This is a genomic window from Erythrobacter sp. JB1-7 (assembly GCF_057365015.1).
The window spans coordinates 534,520-553,749 of sequence record NZ_CP200291.1 but is presented as its reverse complement, the minus strand read 5'-3'; the positions used below and the strand labels follow the sequence as shown (position 1 = coordinate 553,749).

Below are 19,230 nucleotides of genomic sequence, written 5' to 3'. Positions count from 1 at the left end.
GACCTGCGCGCGCGGTTTTCCTCGCAAGGGTGAAAGCAAAGCTTTGCGAGGGCGCTAGGAACGGTAAGAATTTGCGGCTAAAGCCCTTTGCATGACCGATCAGACGCACCCCTTTTTCGATTTGCATACCCAGGGCTTTGTCCGGGTGGCGACTTCCACCCCGTGCGTGCATCCGGCTGATGTGCCGTTCAACACGGTCAGCATCATCAAACAGGCGCAAGCGGCGCACGAACAGAACGTCGATCTGCTGGTCTACCCCGAGCTCACTGTGTCCGCTTATGCGATTGATGATCTGCATTTGCAGAACGCTCTGCTGGACCGGGTGGAGACGGGAATTGCCGAGGTAGCCGAGGCGAGCGAGGGATTGACCCCGGTGCTGGTGATCGGCGCGCCGCTGCGCCGCAACGGTAAGCTGTACAATTGCGCGGTGGTCATTGCGGGCGGTGAATTGCTGGGCGTGATCCCCAAAAGCTTTTTGCCCAATTACCGCGAATTTTATGAAAAGCGGTATTTCACGCATGGCCGCGGTATTGAGGATGCGTGGATCGCGGTGGCGGGCGAAGAGGTGCCGTTTGGCACGGACCAGATATTTGCCGCCTCCAATCTGCCCGGTTTCACATTTGGCGTTGAGATATGCGAGGATTTCTGGGCGCCCAATCCGCCCGGCACCAAAGCGGCGCTCGCAGGGGCGCAGATCCTGTGCAATCTTTCGGCCTCGCCCATCACCATCGGGCGCGCTGAAGATCGGCACATGCATTGCCGTTCCATGAGCTCGCGCGCGATGTGCGCTTACGTCTATTCCGCCAGCGGCCACGGGGAAAGCACGACAGACCTCGCCTGGGATGGGCAGGGCGTTGTGTATGAAATGGGCGCATTGCTCGCTGAAAGCGTGCGCTTTGATCGCGAACCGGAATTGTGCGTCGTCGATGTGGATTTGGACAAGATTGCCGCTGAACGGATGCGCAATCAGACATGGGGTGATGCGGCAGAGGCGGCAGGCAGGCCCGAGGACACCTATCGCAAAATCGTGTTTGAACATGCTGCAGACGCGGGCGATATCGGTTTGATCCGCAAGGTTCGCCGGTTCCCCTTTGTGCCCAACAATACCAAAACTCTCGACGAAGATTGTTATGAGGCGTTCAACATTCAGGTCGATGCCCTGATGCGCCGGATCGATGCGACAGGCGCGAAAAGCTTGATTCTCGGCATTTCAGGCGGGCTCGACAGCACCCATGCCCTGATCGTCGCGGCCAAGGCGTGTGACCGGCTGGGCCTGCCGCGCACCACCATTCGCGGTTACACCATGCCCGGATTTGCAACCTCTGATGGCACCAAATCCAATGCGTGGAAATTGATGGAAGCGTTTGGCATCACTGCTGAAGAGATCGACATCAAACCAGCCGCGACGCAGCTGCTCACCGATATGGGCCACCCCTTTGCCAAGGGTGAGCCAGTTTACGATGTGACCTTTGAAAACGTTCAGGCCGGGCTGCGCACCGATTATCTGTTCCGCCTTGCGGGCCAGCATTCAGGCTTTGTCGTGGGGACGGGCGATTTGTCCGAACTCGCCTTGGGCTGGTGCACTTATGGCGTGGGCGATCATATGAGCCATTACGGCGTCAATTCCGGCGTACCCAAAACGCTGATCCGCTATCTTATCCGCTGGACCGTTCAGACAGAGCAATTTCTTCCCATCTGCAGCGAAGTTTTGATGGCGGTGTATGACACGGTGATATCGCCCGAATTGGTGCCAGCAGGCGAAGATGGCGCAATCCAGGATACAGAGGCGCATATCGGCCCGTATGAGCTCAACGACTTCTTCCTCCACCACACGATCCGGTACGGCCAAAGTCCGTCAAAAATCGCGTTTCTCGCCTTTCATGCATGGCGCGATGCGGGGGCGGGCGATTGGCCATCGGGCTTTCCCGAACATCGCAAGAACCAATACACGCTCGAGGAAATCGCCGATTGGCTGGAGAAATTTGTGTGGCGGTTCTTTGCCTTTTCGCAGTTTAAGCGCAGCGCGATGCCCAATGGTCCCAAAGTGTCTTCGCACGGGGCATTGTCGCCGCGCGGCGATTGGCGTGCGCCGTCGGATGCGGTGGCCGATGTATGGGTAGAGGAATTGCGCGAAAACCTGCCGTAAACAGCCGGACTGGCGGTGCTAGATCGCTATCATCTGTTGGCGCGTAACCACGCCAACCCATCTTGTTTGGATGCGAAAAATTCAACGTCCACGCCTTTGCTCAGGCGTTTGTACTGCACTTTGACAAGGGCTGATGCGCCGACAATGGCGATGCGTTTTAGGCCGGCATCTTTCACCGCCATAAGATGGTTTGTGATCGCATCACCCGTGGCGCGCGACTGGGCGACGAAACCGGACATATCACCAAGCGCATAGATCGGCTTGCCTTCGCCGATCAGGGGCATCCCCTTGGCGCTCATATCGCGCAGGAATGCTTTCATGTCTTCGGTTTTCCAAAAGCCTGACGTGCTAAAATGCACTTCCCTGAGATCAAAATCCACGTTGATCGAGGATTTCGGGGTAAGCGAAATGTCATCCGGTTTGGGAGCTTGAGTGCTCGTAGCTTGATTACTTGCCATGGTGCTTGTCCTTAAGGTCAGGTCAGCTGCGCAGCCAGGCCAGCGCTTCGCCCTTATCTTTGAAAAACTGGCAATCCAGCGCCTCGCTCGCGCGGCGTATCTGCTGCATCAGCAAGACAGAAGAGTAGACAATCGCCATTTTATCGACGCCCACTTTGGCTGAGGTTTCCTGCGAAACGCGGATTTGTTCGCTGATTTCGCGAGTTTGGACAACAAATTCCCTGAGATCGCCCAGCACCCGAAAGCCTTTGCGATCTTCGATGAACGGCTGTGACGCGCTCATCAGCGCGGGGAACAGTTTCGACACGTCTTCGATCTTGAACAGGCCGGTTAAGGTGTAATGCACCTCACGTCGCAATTCATCACGATCAACAGTAAAGGTTGGGGTAAGCGTAGTCATCCATGTTGCATTACAAGCAACTGGTAAATAACCGGTTAGACTTTCGTGACCCAGCCGCGCCGGTCGCCTGCGCGGCCATGTTGAATATCAACCAGCCGCTCCCGCATTTTTTGGGCCATTTGGCCGATCCCGCCCGTGCCGATGGTGAATTCGCCGTCTGGTGAAGCGACGGTGCCAACCGGGGTCACAACAGCAGCCGTGCCGCAGGCGAGCGTTTCGAGCAATTCGCCGCTTTCAGCCTCGGTCCGCCATTGCCCGATCGAATAGGGCTCCTCGCGCACGTCCAGCCCTTCTTCGCGCAGCATTGTGATCATGCTGTCGCGTGTGATGCCGGGCAGGATTGTGCCGGTGAGCGGCGGGGTGATGACGCTGCCATCTTTGCGGACGAAGAACAGGTTCATGCCGCCCAGTTCTTCGACCCATTTGTTTTCAGCCGCATCGAGGAACACCACCTGATCGCAGCCTTGCCTGGTCGCTTGGGCCTGAGGCACGAGGCTGGCGGCGTAATTGCCGCCGGTTTTCGCAGCGCCCGTGCCGCCGGTGGCTGCGCGGACATACCCTTGTGCGACCCAGATTTTGACAGGGTTTACCCCGCCTTTGAAATAACTGCCCGATGCGCACACGATCACGACAAATTTGTACTGCTTGGCAGGGCGCACGCCCAAAAACGCTTCGGATGCGAACATGAAAGGGCGGATGTAAAGCGATCCGCCATCAACCTGCGGCATCCAGCCTGCATCCGCGCTGACCGCTTCGCGCACGCAGGCGAGAAACAGGTCTTCGGGAATTTCGGGCATCGCCATGCGGCGCGCGCTGGCATTAAAGCGCTGCGCATTCGCCTCTGGCCGGAACAGCGCCAGCCCGCCATCGGCATGAGGGAACGCTTTCATCCCCTCAAACACTTCCTGCGCATAATGCAAAACGCTGGCCGCCGGATCGAGCGGGATGGCTTCGCGCGGGCCGATAACGGGTGTCTGCCAGCCGCCTGTGGCCTCGTCATAATCGATCACCACCATGTGATCTGTAAAAGCGGTGCCAAAGCCGGGATCGGCAATGGCTGCGGCGCGGTCCGCGTCGGAAGTGGGCGAGGGATGCGGGATACGAGTGAAATTCATGGGAAAGCGGTTAGAAGGAGTGAGCGCGGGGGGCAAGAATGAAAAGGGCTGCAACGCCCTTCGGCGCGCAGCCCTTTCATGGTCAGCGGCCGTAAAGTGCCGCTCACGAAACCTCACTCGGTAAGGAGATTACCGAATATGCTCCGTAGGGATCTTCACCGACCTCGCTACTGAACCATGAGACATCGGATCACCTCCTTTCGCGCTATTTAGCCAAGACCTCTTACCTTAATCTGGCCGTTTCACCGGCGGGCCAAGAGCTGCGTTCCCCGCGGCTCTTGCAATCATTTGTGAATCATGGCGCAGGCCAGCGCAAGTCTTGTATTTATCTTTTCCCACGTCATACTCACGGCCCTCCGATATCGCTGTAATCCAAGCGCGTCCGGCAATTCTTGCCGCGACCTTGTCGGCTTTGCGCGTTGGCTGTGGGGGACTTGTGCAAACTAGGTGGAGAACCCTGTGGATATTAACGGATAGAATCGGTGTGTCTTGCTGTTTCGCTTGCCCGTCCGGGCAATCGTCCTCGCTAGACGCGCAGCACAGCTGCGCCCGCTGCGGGCGCGCGGTCGCGCTTGCGGACCCTAACAGGTCCGAGCTTTCACACCTCTGAGTTGAAATGAAAGGCTACCGGCAATCCTCAATCACGCGGCTGATTTCGACCCATGCGGGGATGTAGAGCGTGCGTTCACCTTCCACTCCAACGGCAATGCGCCCTTTTGTGATCGCCATGGCATCGAGAATGGTATCGCTAGGGTCTAGCATTGCGCCATGGCCAGCGCCTCTGCTTTGCATCGCAATCGATCGAGTGGCCGTTTCCGTCGTGATCGATGCGGCTCTCCGGCCTTGGCCATTTGTCTTTCTGAACACCATGATGCCGGGGACAACGCGGTCGCATTCCAGCATGAATAAAGCCGAGCCATCACTCGCGGAATACAATGCCATTCCGCCATTGCTTTGATTTTCGTAACTCCAAGTCCCCGGCGTTTGCGGCGCATCGAGGTAATTGTTGTATGTCCGCTCGTTCACAATGGGCGCGGGCGCAGGCGCGGGGCTGGGCGCAGGTGCGGGCGCTGCCACAGGGGCGGGGGCGGGCGTTGCGGTTTGCACGGGCGCTTCGACCGAGGGGATGCAGGCGCAGGCCGACAAGCTCATCATCAGCGCGGTCACGGTTTTCAACTGGATCACTTTCATGCTCGCTCAATGCAAGCTATCGCCTGCATCGTCCATGACCAATTCGACCGATCCCCCCAAAAAACCTGTAAAAGCCAAAAAGATGCGCGCCGATCAGCTCTTGGTCGAGCGCGGCCTTGTTGAAAGCCGAACCCGCGCTCAGGCGCTGATTATGGCGGGTGTGGTGTTTGCAGGCGAAGAAAAGGTAGCAAAGCCCGGCCAGCAGATCGCGCAGGATATGCCGCTGGATGTGCGCGGGCGCGATCACCCGTGGGTCAGCCGGGGCGGGATTAAACTGGCGCATGCTCTGGAACACTTTGCGATTGATCCGGCAGGGGCGGCGGCGATGGATATCGGCAGTTCGACAGGCGGATTTACCGATGTGTTGCTGCAAGGGGGCGCGGCCCATGTCTTTGCCGTGGACAGCGGCACCAATCAGCTCGCTTGGAAATTGCGCGAAGACCCGCGCGTCACTGTGCTGGAACAAACGAGCGCGCGCATCCTGACGCGCGATCACATCACGCAAAGCTGCAATTTGGTGGTGTGCGATGCGAGCTTTATCGCGTTGTCCAAAGTGCTGGAGCGACCGCTGGAGCTCGCCGCGCGGGAATGCCGGCTGGTCGCGCTTATCAAACCGCAATTCGAGGTGGCTCGCAACGAAGTTGGCAAAGGCGGCGTGGTGCGTGACAGCGCATTGCATCAGCGCGTCTGCGGCGAAGTTCGCGAGTGGTTAGAGGGACTTGGCTGGGATACCCAAGGCATCGTGACAAGCCCGATTACAGGGCCACAAGGCAATGTGGAGTTTTTGATCAGTGCCAACAGGGCCTAGTTCGTCATTGCGAGCCCGGATGCAATCCGGGCGCGGCAATCCATGGCCCCAACGGTTGAGATCGACAATCAAATCAGACCCTTGGGCTATGGTCCCTGGATTGCTTCGCCTACGGCTCGCAATGACGAGCTACTCCAATTCCATCCCGCCAATTTTTGCATCCAGATCAATCGGGATAACGCCCAGCACTTCTGCGCCGCTGGCCTTTTCGTAACCCTTCTCACCATGCTCTGCCACCAGCTCCGCCTGACGCGCATCGCGGGTTCGCAACAGCTCAGCAATTTCATCGCGGTATAGCGCAACCATGGCGGTAACAAAGCGGTTGACCAGATCATCGGCTTTGGTGTCATCGACGTTGAAATCGGGCAAATGCTCGATCATCACATCAGCCGGATAGAGAAATTCGTTGGTGACATAGCGGTTTACGGCAAACCAGCTTTTGGGAATGCCATTGGTGTCTATCGACAGGCCAATCAGATGCGTGACATGCGCTTTTGCATCCTCGCCCTGCGGCGGCCATACCTTGGGCTCAAGGCCGCCAGGCAATTGCTTGCGATGCATGAACAAGTGGAAATGGCCATGCTCGTTTTCATCGCGGCTGTTGTCGGCATGGACATGGTAATACCAGCGCGATTGGCACTTTTTGCTGCGGGCATCGCCTTTGGGGTAATGCTGCCAAAACTTCGCGCCTTCTTCGGGCACAACGCGCAGCATCAGCGGCTTTTGCTCCTGCGCCATCTGCGTGATGGTCTCGATGACGGTGAGGGCGGCTTGTTCCGGTGTCATGGGGAGAAGTTCTAATCAGTTGGAGCAAAAGTTACAGGGCAAAAACGCCTGCAAATTAAGGCGGATACAAAACGGCCGACAACAGCAGACGCTGCCATCGGCCGAATTGTGTCAGACCAGATCAAACTGGCCTGCTGTCTGATTACTCAGCAGCTTCGCAACCTTCAGCGGCGCAAGCAGCACAGCCTTCAGCGGCGCAACCTTCAGCAGCGCAACCTTCAGCACCGCAAGCGCCGCAAGCGCCGCAATCAGCGCCGCAAGCGCCGCAATCAGCGCCGCAAGCGCCGCAATCAGCGCCGCATGCAGTCTCTTCAACAGAAGTTTCGTCAGCAGCAGTTTCACCAGCTTCTTCAGCAGGAGCCGAGCAAGCAGCAGTTGCAAGTGCGAGACCGCCAGTGACGGCGAGCATGGATGCAAAGTTGGTTTTTTTCATCTGTAAATTTCCCCGAAAATGAGCCCCTTATCGAAACTCATATATCAACTTGAGGCGCGATGGATTTGCAATCTTGCCAGGGCGCGCCCCGAATCACGGCAAGAATGTGGCGACGCTATCACATTGATTGCAAAAGGCACATGGTCTTCGTGAACTTTTGTAAAACCGCCTGTTTTTTAACGCAAAGCCGCAGTTTTGACCGCTAAGCACATCCGGCTGGCGATAAGCTGGTGGGCGGCAATTGGCGCTGATGCCCTGCTGGTGTAGGGCAACGCGCGGTGTCAATCAGGCGAATCGCGTAGTGGGCCTTGGACAGTCGAGCATGACTTTAAGGCCATCAGCGCGTTACAAAATCGCCAGCGGGCACGCATAGGGGCAATATTTGAGGTCGTGATGAACACTCTTGCATCCAAATCGCAATTACGCGCCAGCCTGATGCGGTGGTCGCTGTTTTTGATCCCTCTTATCATCCTGCTCGGCTTTCTTTCCGCGCAATTGGGCAGCCCGCAAACCGCGTGGTTTCAAAACCTGAACAAACCGGACTTTTACCCGCCCAACATCGCGTTCCCCATCGCCTGGTCGATCCTTTATGCGATGATCGGTTTCGCGCTTGCACTGGTGGTCAGCGCATGGGGCGCCAGCGGGCGGGCGCTGGCGATCATTGTCTTTGCGCTGCACTTTATCGGCAATCTGGCATGGACCCCGGTGTTTTTCGGCATGCAGGATATGCAGACGGGGCTGTATGTGGTCGGATATATGGCGGTCAGCCTGATTGCGGTGATGGTCGTCTTTGCCCGCGTGCGCAAAGCGGCGGCGCTGATGCTGCTGCCATATCTGGCATGGACCTGTTTTGCAGGCTTCCTCAATTACACCATGATCGAGCTGAACCCCGCAGATGGCAGCACCAGCGAAAGCGGCGCAGCGGTCGGAGTGGAATTATAGGGTGTTTTGTCGTTAGTCTGGCAACCCCTGAGTCTTTGTTGGGTGCGGACTGCACATCCGTGCAATCCTTAGCCGGACCGCCCCGCCTCCCCGCCCGTCCACCAAGGGTTCCATAGGATATGGTGGACGGGCGGGGAGGCGGGGCGGTCCGGCCCCGAGCGTTAGCGAGCCCAAACAAGAACGCGCGAAGCGAATATAAGATAAAAACCCCCTTGCCCAATCCCCCCTGCATCGCCAAATAGCGCGTCATGCAAAGCGAAAACCCGATCATCGCCGACTTCGTCAAACTCGCCAATTCCGCTGCTGGCACCATGGCCGGCATGGGCCGGGAGGCGCGCGAAAATGCTCGTGAGAAAATGCGCGAGGCCATGGGCGGCATGGATTTTGTCAGCCGCGAAGAATTCGACACGGTCAAAGCCATGGCGCAAAAAGCGCGCGAACAGGCCGACGCGCTCGAAGCGAAAGTGGCTGAGCTTGAGGCGAAACTTTCAAAGAAATAACGGCGGGGCAGCGGCGTGAACTTTTCCGCCCCTGCAATCCTGGTGTCATCGCGAACTCACGGGGAAACCGCGTGCATTGCGCGGTTGCTCACGGCTGAACACGGCCTCGTCGCTGGCTTTATCGCAGGCGGACGCGGGCGGCAGATGCGGCCCGTTATGATCCCCGGCAACCGCGTGGCGCTGGAACTGCGCGCGCGCTCCGCATCGCAATTGCCTTTTGCCAAAGTGGAGCTGGAGGAAAGCGTTGGCCCGTGGATGAGCGAGCCATTGCCCGCTGCCGCGATCACCTGGGCCTGCGCGATCACCACGTCCGCTTTGCCCGAACGTCAGGCCTATCCGGGTCTTTACGAAGCGCTCGATGCGCTGCTCACCGCGATTTGTCATGCGCCATCGGCGCGCGGGTGGCTGGCGGTGATGGTCGCCTATGAAACCATGCTGTTGCGCGAAATGGGATATGGCGGCGAGCGCCCGGATATGGAGAGCGATTTTGACGCGCAATTCGAAGCGTTCCGCCAGCTTCATAAACCCATTGGCCACTACCTGCTTGCAGACAGAACCCGGACTGTTATGGCCGCGCGCACCGCTTTAGGAGAGCGGCTGGCGCGAATGGCGGGGTAAGATCGACATGAAAATAGCAGTTCTGGCAGGCGACGGGATCGGCCCTGAAGTGTGCCGTGAGGCGGTGCGGGTGCTGGAGGCGCTGAGCCTGCCCGGCCTGACCCTGTTCGAAGGCGATGTGGGCGGCGCGGCCTACCAAAAGCACGGCCATCCGCTGCCGGATGAAACCTTGATGATGGCGCGCGAGGCGGATGCGGTGCTGTTTGGTGCGGTGGGCGATCCGACCTGCGATGCGCTGGAGCGGCATTTGCGCCCTGAACAGGCGGTGCTGGGCCTGCGCAAGCACTTGGAGCTGTTCGCCAATTTGCGCCCGGCGAAGGTTTTTGCCGGGCTGGAGCATCTCTCACCCTTGAAACACGAAGTCGCTGGGGCGCTGGACTTGCTGATCGTGCGTGAGCTGACGGGCGATGTCTATTTCGGTGATAAAGGCATTCGCGACACTGACACGGGCGAGCGGGAAGGGTGGGACATGATGTCCTATTCCGCGCCCGAAGTGCGCCGCATTGCTGATGTTGCTTTCAAAGCGGCGCAGGCAGCGGGCGCGGGCCTTACCAGCGTTGACAAAGCCAATGTGCTGGAAACCAGTCAGGTCTGGCGCGACATCGTGACCAGTCAAGCCGCGCAATATCCCGATGTCGCATTGTCGCACATGTATGTCGACAATGCCGCGATGCAGATCATCACAAACCCCGCGCAATTCTCTGTCATGCTGACGGGCAACCTGTTCGGCGATATTCTGTCCGATTTGGCCAGCGCGGCGGTCGGTTCGATCGGTCTGCTCCCCAGCGCCAGCATGGGCGCGCGTCAGACCGCGCATGGCACATTCGGCATGTACGAACCCATCCACGGCAGCGCGCCCGATATTGCGGGCGAGGGCAAAGCAAACCCGATGGCGACCATCCTTTCGCTCGCGATGATGCTGCGCCATTCCTTTGGCATGGCCGAAGAAGCCGCGCGGGTTGAGGCAGCAGTGGAACGCGCATTGACCGATGGCATTCGCGGCGGCGATCTGGGCGGGACGCACGGCACTGCGGCAATCGGCGATGCGGTCTTGGAGCGTTTGTGAGCGCCGTTTATGTCGCTCAATCTCGCCATAATTTTGCCCACGCTAAATGAAGCGGGAAACCTTGCGCCTTTAGTCCAGCGTATTGAAACCGCGCTTGGGTCAGATGGCTGGGAAGTCCTTATCATCGATGATGACAGCAAAGATGGCACTGCGGATGAAGGCCGCGCTCTGGCCGCGTCGGACCGGCGGGTGCGGGTCATCCAGCGTATCGGCAGGCGCGGCCTTGCCAGCGCCGCGATTGAGGGGTTTTGCGCAACTGCGGCAGATTACGTCGCAGTGATGGATGCCGATCACCAGCATGATCCGGCGCTGCTGCCGCAAATGCTGGACGTGCTGCAATCGGGCGAGGCGGATATCTGCGTGGCAAGCCGCTTTGCAGATGGGGCAAGCACCGATGACTGGGACAATCCCGAACGCGAGCGATTATCCGGTTTCGCCAATGGCATTGCGCGCCGGATCACGGGCGCCAAGCTGACCGATCCGATGAGCGGATACTTCATGCTGCCTGCCAAGACCGCGCGCGATCTGGTGCCGCGATTGTCCGGTATCGGCTTTAAAATCCTGCTCGATCTGCTCGCCACATCCAAACCAAAGATGCGTGTGCGCGAATTTCCGCTGAATTTCGCAGCCCGGCGCGAGGGGCAAAGCAAGCTTGATCGCGCGGTTCTGTTCGATTTTATGGCCGGCCTTTATGACCGGATATTGGGGGATATCATTCCAACACGCTTTGCCCTGTTCGGCACAGTCGGCGCGGCAGGCGTGCTGGTGCATTTTGCCGTATTAACGAGCCTGTTGTTCGTATTTGAAGAGGCATTCACAGGCGCACAGGCCGCCGCTGTGCTGACCGCGATGAGCTTTAACTTCTGGCTCAACAATTGGCTGACCTACCGTGATAAACGCCTGCGCGGATTTGGCGCGGTGCTGCGCGGCTGGGCGGGATTTGTGGCAACTTGCGCGGTGGGCGGCTTTGCCAATGTGGCAGCGGCGACATTTCTGGAAAGCAGCGGCGTGCACTGGGCGATGGCGGCCTTGGCGGGCATCGTATTGGGATCGGTGTGGAATTACGCGCTGTCGAGCCGGTTTGTCTGGGGCCGGTTTGGGTAATGAAGTTGGAATTTCGTCATTGCGAGCGGAGCGAAGCAATCCATGGACCCATTTTCAGACTTCCAGCCAGCCGTCTACATTATGGCGAACCATAAAAGCGGGACGCTTTACACCGGGGTTACTTCTGACCTTGCAAAGCGCGCTTGGCAGCACCGCGAAGGTTTGATCCACGGTTTCACGAAAAAGTACGGTTGCAAGCGCTTGGTTTGGTTTGAATTTCATTCGACTATGGAACTTGCCATTGCTCGCGAAAAACAGATCAAGGGCGGATCGCGCAAGAAGAAAGTCGCATTGATTGATAGTGCAAACCCAACATGGCGAGATTTGTTCTTTGATTTGAACGGCTAGGCCGTGGATTGCGTCGTCGCTTCGCTCCTCGCAATGACGATGAGGAAATCTTCACCTCCACCCCGCAATCCATGTCCATTTCTCAAAGCTCATCGGGCCGTCCAGCGGCGCTGCGGCGAGCACCTTATAGAACAGCGCAAATATCCCGGCGCTTGCGGCCAGTACGCCGTAACTCCATTTGCCCCAGCCACCCTTGCGCATCTCGCTTAAACACAAAGCAAGCGCGGCCAGCAAAAACACGCTTGGCATCATATAATGGTAATAGAACTGCACAGGCTTTGGCGCGATCAGCCACAGGCCCAGGCTTACTGAAAAGCTGACCACTGCGCCCAGTTTCGCCCAATCGGCGCGCACCACGCCTGTGCCAAGGCACCACGCCAAAGCGGGCAATCCCAGCAGCATCGTTACCGGATTGCCGATCAGCAAAATGCCGCGCTGCGCGCCATCGGCGAATTCGTAAAAGTACCAGATCCCGCGCGTATTGAGCACCCACTGATCCCATGTGCTTTGATAGGTATGAGGAGTAAGCACCTGCTGCTGAAGCGATAATATCTCTTGATGCAGCCCGATAAGTCCGCGCTCTGATAGCATCGAAGGGCGCAGATATTCGCCCATCCAATAACCCGGCGCAAAAGTCAGCGCGTACACACTCAATGGCACAATGCCGAGCCACACGAATGCCTCTGCCAAAGATATGCCCGGCACCGGAATACCGCGCGTGCTGATGATGAGGCGGCGGCGGCCTGCAGACAGGCGTGCGGCGAAAAACGTAAGTCCCGGCACCATGGCAAGCGGCACCGCATTCCATTTGCTTGCCAAAGCGCATCCAATCGCAACCCCGCAAAGCGCCAGCCGCCAGCGTCCCGTCTCTGGCTCGCGCATGGCGGCGGCAAATTGCCACGCAGCAAGGCTGAGAAAGGCGGCCATAAAGATATCGAGCATCGCAATGCGTGCGTGGATGAACAGGTGAAATCCTGTCACCAGAAGCACCCCAAACGCGATCACGGCAAACCGATCATAGCTCGCGTGCCACAATGCGCGCATGCCAGCGCCGACAGTGATCGCCCCAAAGATCAGCGGCATAATCCGCCAGCCCAGAGGATTGTCGCCAAAGAGATACATCCCCAGCGCGATCAATTCCTTACCCAGCAAGGGATGTTCAGGATTGAGATAGCGCGCCCCATGCAGTGATCCAATCGCGAGCAATTCGCGCGCGGCGGGCAGATAATGCACTTCATCAAAATAAGGCGCAGACGGTATCCCCAAACCAATGCCAGCAATCGCTGCGAACACCGCTGGGACCGCCAGACACCACAGCCAGGGATCAGCGGGGCGGGGCGGCGGGCCGCTCGTTTCGGCGAGGATGGCAGGGGAAGGATCAGCCTGAGACATGGCGAGGCACGCTAAAGCAAAGCGGGCCTGCGCCATCAAGTCAATTCAGCGCCCTATGCGCCTCCCGTCTGGTCAGCACGGGCCTCCAGCCAGAAGAGCCGCGCGCACATGGCGAGAAGGCCAATGCTGGCCGTGGTGCCAACAAACAGCGCCCAGCCAATCACATTCATCCCCTGATCGCGGGCGCGCGGGGCGATGAAGAAGAACGCAATCACAACGCACATCACCAGATCCCACCACACTTGGAGCCCGGTAAGATTGGCCGAATGGTTGGTGAAGAACATCACCGCGCCCTCTCGCGCGATCTGGACAAAGGTGTAGGCTGCAAAAACAAGGCCAAGCAGTCCTGCGAGTGCCGCATTGCCCTTTACCGGTTTGGCGATCAGAATATACGCGCCTGCAAGCGTGCCCGCGCTGATGATGACGAAGAAGAGGATTTGCAAAGCGTTCATCGGTCTGGCTCCATTTGTGTAGCGACTGCTACGTGCCTTGTTAATCCAATGTAGCGATTGCTACAATAGAAAAGTGATCATGCCTGCTCCAAAAGCCACCCAGAAAGCCAAACTGTCCAAAGAGACGCTGCTGCCGCTGATGGCTGCGCATGTGCTTAATCATGGATTGGGGGAGGCAAGCCTGCGCCCGCTGGCAAAAGCGGCGGGCACGTCTGACCGGATGCTGATCTATCATTTCGGCAATAAAGAAACGCTGATCACCGAATTGCTCGATCATATTGCGGGCATTTATTCCGCCGCTCTCGATGCTGCGATGGGCGCGGACCGGCCGAAAACCCGTGGCGAGTGCTTTGCGCGGGTGATCGAGCAGGGCCGCCACCCCATGATGCAGCCATTTATGGCGATCTGGTGGGAGATCGTCGCAGGGAGCGCGCGCGGGCTGCCCGGATATCGCGATGCAGCAGAGGCGATGATTGCGAAACAGCTCCTTTGGCTGGAAGGGCAAATGCCCGCTGACGATCCCGATCCCGCCGGCGGCGCGCGGTTCCTGCTCACTCTCATGGAAGGCACTTTGATGCTCGATGCAGTCGGGCACGAAGGCACAGCGCGCGAAGGTCTGCTTGCTAGCGATCTGTGAGAGCGTTAAGCGCGGCATCCATATGAAGAAAACCACGGGCATATGAAAAAAACCACAGGCATGAACCGCGCCGCAACGCGCAAATGGCGTCCGCAAACGCAGGCCGTGCGCGGCGGCACTTGGCGATCCGAACATGGTGAGACGAGCGAGGCTTTGTTCCTCACATCAGGCTATACCTATGACGATGCGCAAACCGTGGCAGACCGCTTTGCGGGTGATGCCGACGGTATGACCTATTCGCGCCTCCAGAACCCCACGGTTGGGATGCTGGAAGAACGCATTGCTCTTATGGAAGGGGCAGATGCATGCCGCGCTCAGGCCAGCGGGATGGCGGCGATGACCGCATCGCTCCTGTGCCAATTGTCCGCAGGCGATCACTGCGTGGCCGCGCGCGCCGCATTTGGATCGTGCCGCTGGCTGGTCGATAATCTGCTGCCCCGCTTCGGCATTGAAACCACCGTGATCGACAGCGCGGACAACGCCGCATGGGAAGCGGCGATCCGGCCCAACACCAAGGTTTTCTTTTTCGAAACACCTGCCAATCCGACGCTCGACATCGTGGACCTGCAATTTGTCTGCGATCTGGCGCGCGCCCACGGCATCACCACTGTGGTCGATAATGCGTTCGCCTCGCCCGCTTTGCAGCGACCGATGGAATTTGGCGCGGATGTGGTGGCGTATAGCGCGACCAAGCTGATGGACGGGCAGGGCCGCGTGCTGGCCGGCGCGATTTGCGGGTCTGAGGAATGGATCAACGAAACTCTGCTGCCGTTCCAGCGCAATACTGGGCCAAACCTGTCGCCGTTCAACGCATGGGTGGTGCATAAGGGGCTGGAGACGCTGGACCTGCGCGCCCGGCGGCAAAGCGGCAATGCCGTGAAGCTGGGCGAATTTTTAGAGCCTCGCATTGAAAAGACAGGCGGGCGCATGCTGCATCCCGGTCTTCCCAGCCATCCGCGCCACCAATTGGCGCTGGATCAGATGGAGGCAACAGGGCCAATCTTTGCCTTTGACGTGGGCACGCGCGAGCGCGCCTTTGCGCTGCTCGATGCGTTGGAACTGGTCGATATCTCCAACAATATCGGCGATACGCGCAGCCTGATGTGCCACCCCGCCAGCACAACTCATGCAGGCATGGAAGAAGACGCGCGCGCGCAAATGGGCGTTACCGAAGGGCTCCTGCGGATCAATGTGGGGCTGGAGGATGTGGCCGATGTGATCGAGGATATGGACCAGGCGCTCGGCGCGGCGGGGATTTGACCGGGGCTGGATAGGCCAAAGCGGAGAGGAGGGCGATGGGTGCGGAATAGCCGCCCCCACCAACCATCCGCCAACCACCCGCTCCGCTCAATAAGAGTGGCTGCCCCCTTCGCCGTCTCCGTCGCCGTGATTGTGGCCTGCGCCGTCATGCGTGGCGCGCGTTGATCCGCCAGCATTGCCGCCCTGGCCGCTTTCCCACCAATAAGCGCGCCTGCCGCCAGTGCCGGTTGCGACCTCTGCCATGGTTTTCGCATCATACATGCGCCCGCCCAGCATCACGCTTTCGATTTTGTCGCTGTCGCGCACATTGGCGGTGGGATCAGCGGAAAGCACAATCAGATCAGCCAGCTTGCCTACCTCAAGGCTGCCGACATCCTTTTCCATGCCGAGCGATTGGGCGGGGTAGATCGTCGCGGTTTTCAGCGCTTCTACCGCGCTAAATCCGCCGCGGGCGAAGCTCCATATTTCCCAATGCGCGCCAATGCCGGGTTGCTGGCCGTGCGCGCCGATCGATACCTTGATCCCGCGATCTGAAATCTTCTTCGCCTCGCGCGCGGCATTGTCATCGACGAACGCCCAATCGGGCGCTTTCACGCGGCGTCCGGTCGCCGCGAGCAGCACTTTGGGCGGGGTGTGGATCATCAGCGGATGATCGAACACATCGGTTGCCTGCCGCCAATAGGGGTCGCCCGCCAGCCCGCCATAGGTCACTGCCAAAGTGGGCGTATAATTGGTGTTCGATTGGCCAAAGAATTGCAGCACGTCTTCGTAAAAGACATCGCCCGGCACATTGTGCTCCATCGTCGAATTGCCATCGGCGATGAGGTTCATATCCATCCCGAACAGCGATCCGCCCTCGGCCACCACCAGCATGTTTTCTGCCGCCGAAGCGCGCGCCACCATCTGGCGCTGTTCGCGGCGTGGCTGGTTGTAATTCTTGATCGAGATGCCGCCTTGCGCCTTGATCCGGCGAACATGGGCAAGCGCCTCTTCGTATGTGTCGATCCGCGCATAGACGCTTGGCGCTTTCGCGCCGTAGACGATCTCTCCGGTGGAAAAGATGCGGGGGGCAAGCAGAGTGCCCGCCATCTGCCGCTCTGCGGAGGCAAAGATCAGGCTCGCGTCGCTTGACGGGTTGTGCGTGGTCGTTGTGCCCAAAGCGAGATCCTGAATAAGGCTCCAGTTCTGCTGCGGGATAAGCTCGCCCGTGCCGTGCGGGCCGTGATGGTGCGCATCGACAAATCCGGGCATCACCACTTTGCCGCTGGCATCGATCATGGTCGCGCCTTGGGGGATATTCACATCGCCCGCCGCGCCAATCGCGGCGATCCGGTCACCCTCAATCACGATCACGCCGTTATCAATTACGCCTGCGTCTTCTTTATCGAGGCCTGCTGCCATCGTGAGCACTTTGGCCCCTGTGATAACCAGCGTTGCGCTGGGAGCCGCTTTATTGACTGTGACCGCCATCGTAATGGCGCTGCCGGGCGTCTCGTAGCCGCCCTTGTCACCCTTGCCTTTGGGTGCGGAGGCAAAGAAATCGCTGACCTGCGCCTGTTTAAGGTTTGGCCCAAGCGACCAGAACAGGGTCTCACCCCCGCGCGCCCAGCCGATAAAATCCGCTCCGCCATCAGAAACCTTGGTGATGGGGATGGGGCCTTTCGCCTCGTTCACATCGACAGGTTTGCCCCCCGTTATCATCGGCATGGCGAACACTTCGTAATTCTGGCGGAACGCAATCGTCTTGCCATCAGGCGCGATGCGGAAATCATTGACGAGGCTGCCGGTTGCATGGGTGCGCATCTTTTCGCCATCGAGATCAGCCGATTTGAGCGCCAGTTTCTCGCCCGATCTTGCGACCATAAACACCCGGTCACCGCCTGCGCCAAATTGCGGGCTTGATCCTGAACGCGATACCATCACCGGATCGCCGCCGCTTACCGGCTGGAGGTAAATGCCCGGATTTTCCGATTGCTCTGGCGCGGTAAGGTATCCGCCGGTGCGCTTTTCATACGCGATCATCTGGCCATCGGGAGACCATGCAAGGCTGGCATAATGGCCCGGCATGGGCGAAACCGTGCGCGCGTTCTGGCCATTGGCATCGGCCACCACAATTTCGCCAAGCCCCTCATCGCTCCACCGGATAAAGGCGAGGCGTGATCCATCGCGGCTGTAGGCGGGATACAGTTCAACCGCATCGCTTGCATCACCTGTCATCGGACGCGCGCCATCGCGCCCGCGCGCCGATTTGGTGTGCAATTTGCCCAGCGTTTCAAACACAACCGTATTGCCATCGGGCGATAGCGTGCCGAATTTGGCCATCTTGGTGGTGAACCTGTCAGGCGACACCTCGATCACCGGATGCGGCGCATCGGCGATGCCGCGCGTGTCTTTCACGGTGAAAGGGATGACCGCATGGTTTGCTCCGTCCCGGTCCACCCGGTTAAGCTTACCGCCGGCCCAAAACACAATAGACGCGCTGTCAGGCGTCCAATCCATATTGGGATAGACGCCGGTAACCGCCCATGTCTCTTGCACATCCAGATCAAGCGCATCGTAAATCATCCGCTCGCGCCCCGATGCGATATCCTTCGTCCACAATTGCGAGCTATCCTTGTCGCGCCGGACAAAGGCGATCTGTTTACCATCAGGCGAAGGGGCAGGGCGCACCGCGCCGCCATAACCATCTACCGCTGTGGTCACTTCGCCTGTTTCAAGGTCGTGTTTCTCAATTGCAAAGATGCCTGCATTGGAATCCTGCGCATAGATAAAGGTGTTCCCGCCGGTTGTGTTGCGGGTGTAATAAATTGCTTTGCCATCGGGGGCGAAAATGGGTTCGCCCAGTTCCTTTTGCAGCGATGTGTCGCGCCGTTCGACCACCTGCACGCCGCCGCCGCCCGATACGTGATACATCCAGATCTCACCCGTGCCGAGCGAACGCTGCGTGGTGAAATGCTTCTTCGCTGCGATAAACCGGCCATCGGGCGACCATGTGGGCTGATTGAGCAGGCGGAAGCTTTCCTTGGTCAGCTGGCGTTTCTCAGACCCGTCCGCATTCATAATCCAGATATTGTTGCCGCCGCCCCGGTCAGATGTGAACGCGATGCGCGTGCCATCGGGGGAAAAGCGCGGATGCACTTCCCATGCCATGCCCTTGGCAATGCGCCGCGCGCTGCCGCCGGTGATGGGAACGGTGTAGATATCTCCCAGCATGGTGAACGCGATTGTCTGCCCATCAGGCGACACATCGACATCCATCCACGTGCCTTCATCGGTTTGGATGGGGACTTGTTTGATCTTTGCCCCCTTGGGCGCCTCGATATCCCATGCCTCTTTATCTGCGGCTGTGTGATCATCGGCCAAGGCCGCGCTGGCGCTGGCTAGGAAAGAACCCGTTAGCAAGACGGCTGCAAAGCGGCGTGTGCCAGAAAGACGTGTGCCTGAATGGCGTGTCCCAGAAGGACGAGTGGCGGAATGGCGCATGTGACAAACTCCCGTATAAGACCCCGAAACGAAGGCCTTACGGTCCGCGAAAGCGATTGTCACGATCTGCTGCGCGGTGACTATGCGGGCG

The 19,230-nt window shown here is 58.9% G+C and carries 19 protein-coding genes; 10 read left to right on the top strand and 9 right to left on the bottom strand.

From position 1 onward, the window contains the following. Positions 1–91 precede the first annotated feature (91 nt). Positions 92–2,146 carry an NAD(+) synthase gene (locus tag AC0V6W_RS02755; protein ID WP_486146917.1) on the top strand — a complete coding sequence of 685 codons (2,055 nt, stop codon included), beginning with the start codon at positions 92–94 and terminating at the stop codon, positions 2,144–2,146. 29 nt (positions 2,147–2,175) lie between these two features. Here AC0V6W_RS02755 and AC0V6W_RS02750 read toward each other — a convergent pair whose 3' ends face one another. The 4 genes from AC0V6W_RS02750 to AC0V6W_RS02735 form a co-directional block, all read right to left on the bottom strand. Beyond that, a complete protein-coding gene (locus AC0V6W_RS02750) occupies positions 2,176–2,604 on the bottom strand; it encodes a SpoIIAA family protein (RefSeq protein ID WP_486146915.1) in 429 nt (142 codons plus the stop codon). A gap of 22 nt (positions 2,605–2,626) precedes the next feature. After that, positions 2,627–3,004: a SpoIIAA family protein gene (locus tag AC0V6W_RS02745; RefSeq protein WP_486146913.1), complete on the bottom strand. Its 378-nt coding sequence runs from the start codon at positions 3,002–3,004 to the stop codon at positions 2,627–2,629. A 35-nt stretch (positions 3,005–3,039) separates the two neighbouring features. Further along, positions 3,040–4,119, bottom strand: a complete 1,080-nt coding sequence (locus AC0V6W_RS02740; protein WP_486146912.1) for a branched-chain amino acid aminotransferase — start codon at positions 4,117–4,119, stop codon at positions 3,040–3,042. Positions 4,120–4,743: 624 nt separating this feature from the next. Beyond that, a complete protein-coding gene (locus AC0V6W_RS02735) occupies positions 4,744–5,145 on the bottom strand; it encodes a hypothetical protein (protein WP_486146910.1) in 402 nt (133 codons plus the stop codon). 199 nt (positions 5,146–5,344) lie between these two features. Between AC0V6W_RS02735 and AC0V6W_RS02730 the strand changes: the two genes are divergently transcribed. Continuing rightward, on the top strand, positions 5,345–6,118 hold the full coding sequence (locus AC0V6W_RS02730) for a TlyA family RNA methyltransferase (RefSeq protein ID WP_486151441.1): 774 nt from the start codon (positions 5,345–5,347) through the stop codon (positions 6,116–6,118). A 129-nt stretch (positions 6,119–6,247) separates the two neighbouring features. Here the strand turns inward: AC0V6W_RS02730 and AC0V6W_RS02725 are convergent, their stop codons facing one another. Together AC0V6W_RS02725 and AC0V6W_RS02720 are read right to left on the bottom strand one after the other, a co-directional pair. Further along, positions 6,248–6,904 carry a DUF6969 family protein gene (locus AC0V6W_RS02725; protein WP_486146908.1) on the bottom strand — a complete coding sequence of 219 codons (657 nt, stop codon included), beginning with the start codon at positions 6,902–6,904 and terminating at the stop codon, positions 6,248–6,250. Positions 6,905–7,015: 111 nt separating this feature from the next. Then, positions 7,016–7,285: a hypothetical protein gene (locus tag AC0V6W_RS02720; protein ID WP_486146906.1), complete on the bottom strand. Its 270-nt coding sequence runs from the start codon at positions 7,283–7,285 to the stop codon at positions 7,016–7,018. 445 nt (positions 7,286–7,730) lie between these two features. Here AC0V6W_RS02720 and AC0V6W_RS02715 point away from each other — a divergent pair, with 445 nt between their 5' ends. The 6 genes from AC0V6W_RS02715 (at position 7,731) to AC0V6W_RS02690 (ending at position 11,915) form a co-directional block, all read left to right on the top strand. Next, the gene (locus AC0V6W_RS02715) at positions 7,731–8,279 is read left to right on the top strand and encodes a TspO/MBR family protein (protein WP_486146904.1); all 549 of its coding nucleotides are present in this window, start codon (positions 7,731–7,733) and stop codon (positions 8,277–8,279) included. 248 nt (positions 8,280–8,527) lie between these two features. Then, entirely contained in the window at positions 8,528–8,779 is a 252-nt protein-coding gene (locus AC0V6W_RS02710) for an accessory factor UbiK family protein (RefSeq protein ID WP_486146902.1), read from the top strand. Between the two features lie 15 nt (positions 8,780–8,794). Continuing rightward, the gene (gene recO, locus AC0V6W_RS02705; RefSeq protein WP_486146900.1) at positions 8,795–9,397 is read left to right on the top strand and encodes a DNA repair protein RecO; all 603 of its coding nucleotides are present in this window, start codon (positions 8,795–8,797) and stop codon (positions 9,395–9,397) included. 7 nt (positions 9,398–9,404) lie between these two features. Beyond that, positions 9,405–10,463 carry a 3-isopropylmalate dehydrogenase gene (gene leuB / locus AC0V6W_RS02700; protein WP_486146898.1) on the top strand — a complete coding sequence of 353 codons (1,059 nt, stop codon included), beginning with the start codon at positions 9,405–9,407 and terminating at the stop codon, positions 10,461–10,463. 9 nt (positions 10,464–10,472) lie between these two features. Further along, the gene (locus AC0V6W_RS02695) at positions 10,473–11,567 is read left to right on the top strand and encodes a glycosyltransferase (protein ID WP_486146896.1); all 1,095 of its coding nucleotides are present in this window, start codon (positions 10,473–10,475) and stop codon (positions 11,565–11,567) included. 42 nt (positions 11,568–11,609) lie between these two features. Next, a complete protein-coding gene (locus tag AC0V6W_RS02690) occupies positions 11,610–11,915 on the top strand; it encodes a GIY-YIG nuclease family protein (protein ID WP_486146894.1) in 306 nt (101 codons plus the stop codon). A 51-nt stretch (positions 11,916–11,966) separates the two neighbouring features. On the opposite strand, the gene AC0V6W_RS02685 is transcribed toward AC0V6W_RS02690, so the two are convergent. Both AC0V6W_RS02685 and AC0V6W_RS02680 read right to left on the bottom strand, forming a co-directional pair. After that, positions 11,967–13,307, bottom strand: a complete 1,341-nt coding sequence (locus AC0V6W_RS02685; RefSeq protein ID WP_486146892.1) for a phospholipid carrier-dependent glycosyltransferase — start codon at positions 13,305–13,307, stop codon at positions 11,967–11,969. Between the two features lie 53 nt (positions 13,308–13,360). Beyond that, positions 13,361–13,759: a hypothetical protein gene (locus AC0V6W_RS02680; RefSeq protein WP_486146890.1), complete on the bottom strand. Its 399-nt coding sequence runs from the start codon at positions 13,757–13,759 to the stop codon at positions 13,361–13,363. A gap of 79 nt (positions 13,760–13,838) precedes the next feature. Between AC0V6W_RS02680 and AC0V6W_RS02675 the strand changes: the two genes are divergently transcribed. Both AC0V6W_RS02675 and AC0V6W_RS02670 read left to right on the top strand, forming a co-directional pair. Next, a complete protein-coding gene (locus AC0V6W_RS02675; RefSeq protein ID WP_486146888.1) occupies positions 13,839–14,396 on the top strand; it encodes a TetR/AcrR family transcriptional regulator in 558 nt (185 codons plus the stop codon). A gap of 42 nt (positions 14,397–14,438) precedes the next feature. Continuing rightward, positions 14,439–15,656 (top strand): trans-sulfuration enzyme family protein, encoded by a 1,218-nt coding sequence (locus tag AC0V6W_RS02670; protein ID WP_486146886.1) that lies wholly within the window; start codon positions 14,439–14,441, stop codon positions 15,654–15,656. 87 nt (positions 15,657–15,743) lie between these two features. On the opposite strand, the gene AC0V6W_RS02665 is transcribed toward AC0V6W_RS02670, so the two are convergent. Next, positions 15,744–19,139 carry an amidohydrolase family protein gene (locus AC0V6W_RS02665; protein ID WP_486146884.1) on the bottom strand — a complete coding sequence of 1,132 codons (3,396 nt, stop codon included), beginning with the start codon at positions 19,137–19,139 and terminating at the stop codon, positions 15,744–15,746. Positions 19,140–19,230: the final 91 nt, after the last annotated feature.

Coding starts and splice junctions, on each gene's coding strand:
- AC0V6W_RS02755 (WP_486146917.1), top strand. CDS start 92: ATGACCGATCAGACGCACCCCTTTTTCGATTTGCATACCCAGGGCTTT.
- AC0V6W_RS02750 (WP_486146915.1), bottom strand. CDS start 2,604: ATGGCAAGTAATCAAGCTACGAGCACTCAAGCTCCCAAACCGGATGAC.
- AC0V6W_RS02745 (WP_486146913.1), bottom strand. CDS start 3,004: ATGACTACGCTTACCCCAACCTTTACTGTTGATCGTGATGAATTGCGA.
- AC0V6W_RS02740 (WP_486146912.1), bottom strand. CDS start 4,119: ATGAATTTCACTCGTATCCCGCATCCCTCGCCCACTTCCGACGCGGAC.
- AC0V6W_RS02730 (WP_486151441.1), top strand. CDS start 5,345: ATGACCAATTCGACCGATCCCCCCAAAAAACCTGTAAAAGCCAAAAAG.
- AC0V6W_RS02725 (WP_486146908.1), bottom strand. CDS start 6,904: ATGACACCGGAACAAGCCGCCCTCACCGTCATCGAGACCATCACGCAG.
- AC0V6W_RS02715 (WP_486146904.1), top strand. CDS start 7,731: ATGAACACTCTTGCATCCAAATCGCAATTACGCGCCAGCCTGATGCGG.
- AC0V6W_RS02710 (WP_486146902.1), top strand. CDS start 8,528: ATGCAAAGCGAAAACCCGATCATCGCCGACTTCGTCAAACTCGCCAAT.
- leuB (WP_486146898.1), top strand. CDS start 9,405: ATGAAAATAGCAGTTCTGGCAGGCGACGGGATCGGCCCTGAAGTGTGC.
- AC0V6W_RS02695 (WP_486146896.1), top strand. CDS start 10,473: ATGTCGCTCAATCTCGCCATAATTTTGCCCACGCTAAATGAAGCGGGA.
- AC0V6W_RS02690 (WP_486146894.1), top strand. CDS start 11,610: ATGGACCCATTTTCAGACTTCCAGCCAGCCGTCTACATTATGGCGAAC.
- AC0V6W_RS02685 (WP_486146892.1), bottom strand. CDS start 13,307: ATGTCTCAGGCTGATCCTTCCCCTGCCATCCTCGCCGAAACGAGCGGC.
- AC0V6W_RS02680 (WP_486146890.1), bottom strand. CDS start 13,759: ATGAACGCTTTGCAAATCCTCTTCTTCGTCATCATCAGCGCGGGCACG.
- AC0V6W_RS02675 (WP_486146888.1), top strand. CDS start 13,839: ATGCCTGCTCCAAAAGCCACCCAGAAAGCCAAACTGTCCAAAGAGACG.
- AC0V6W_RS02670 (WP_486146886.1), top strand. CDS start 14,439: ATGAAAAAAACCACAGGCATGAACCGCGCCGCAACGCGCAAATGGCGT.
- AC0V6W_RS02665 (WP_486146884.1), bottom strand. CDS start 19,139: ATGCGCCATTCCGCCACTCGTCCTTCTGGGACACGCCATTCAGGCACA.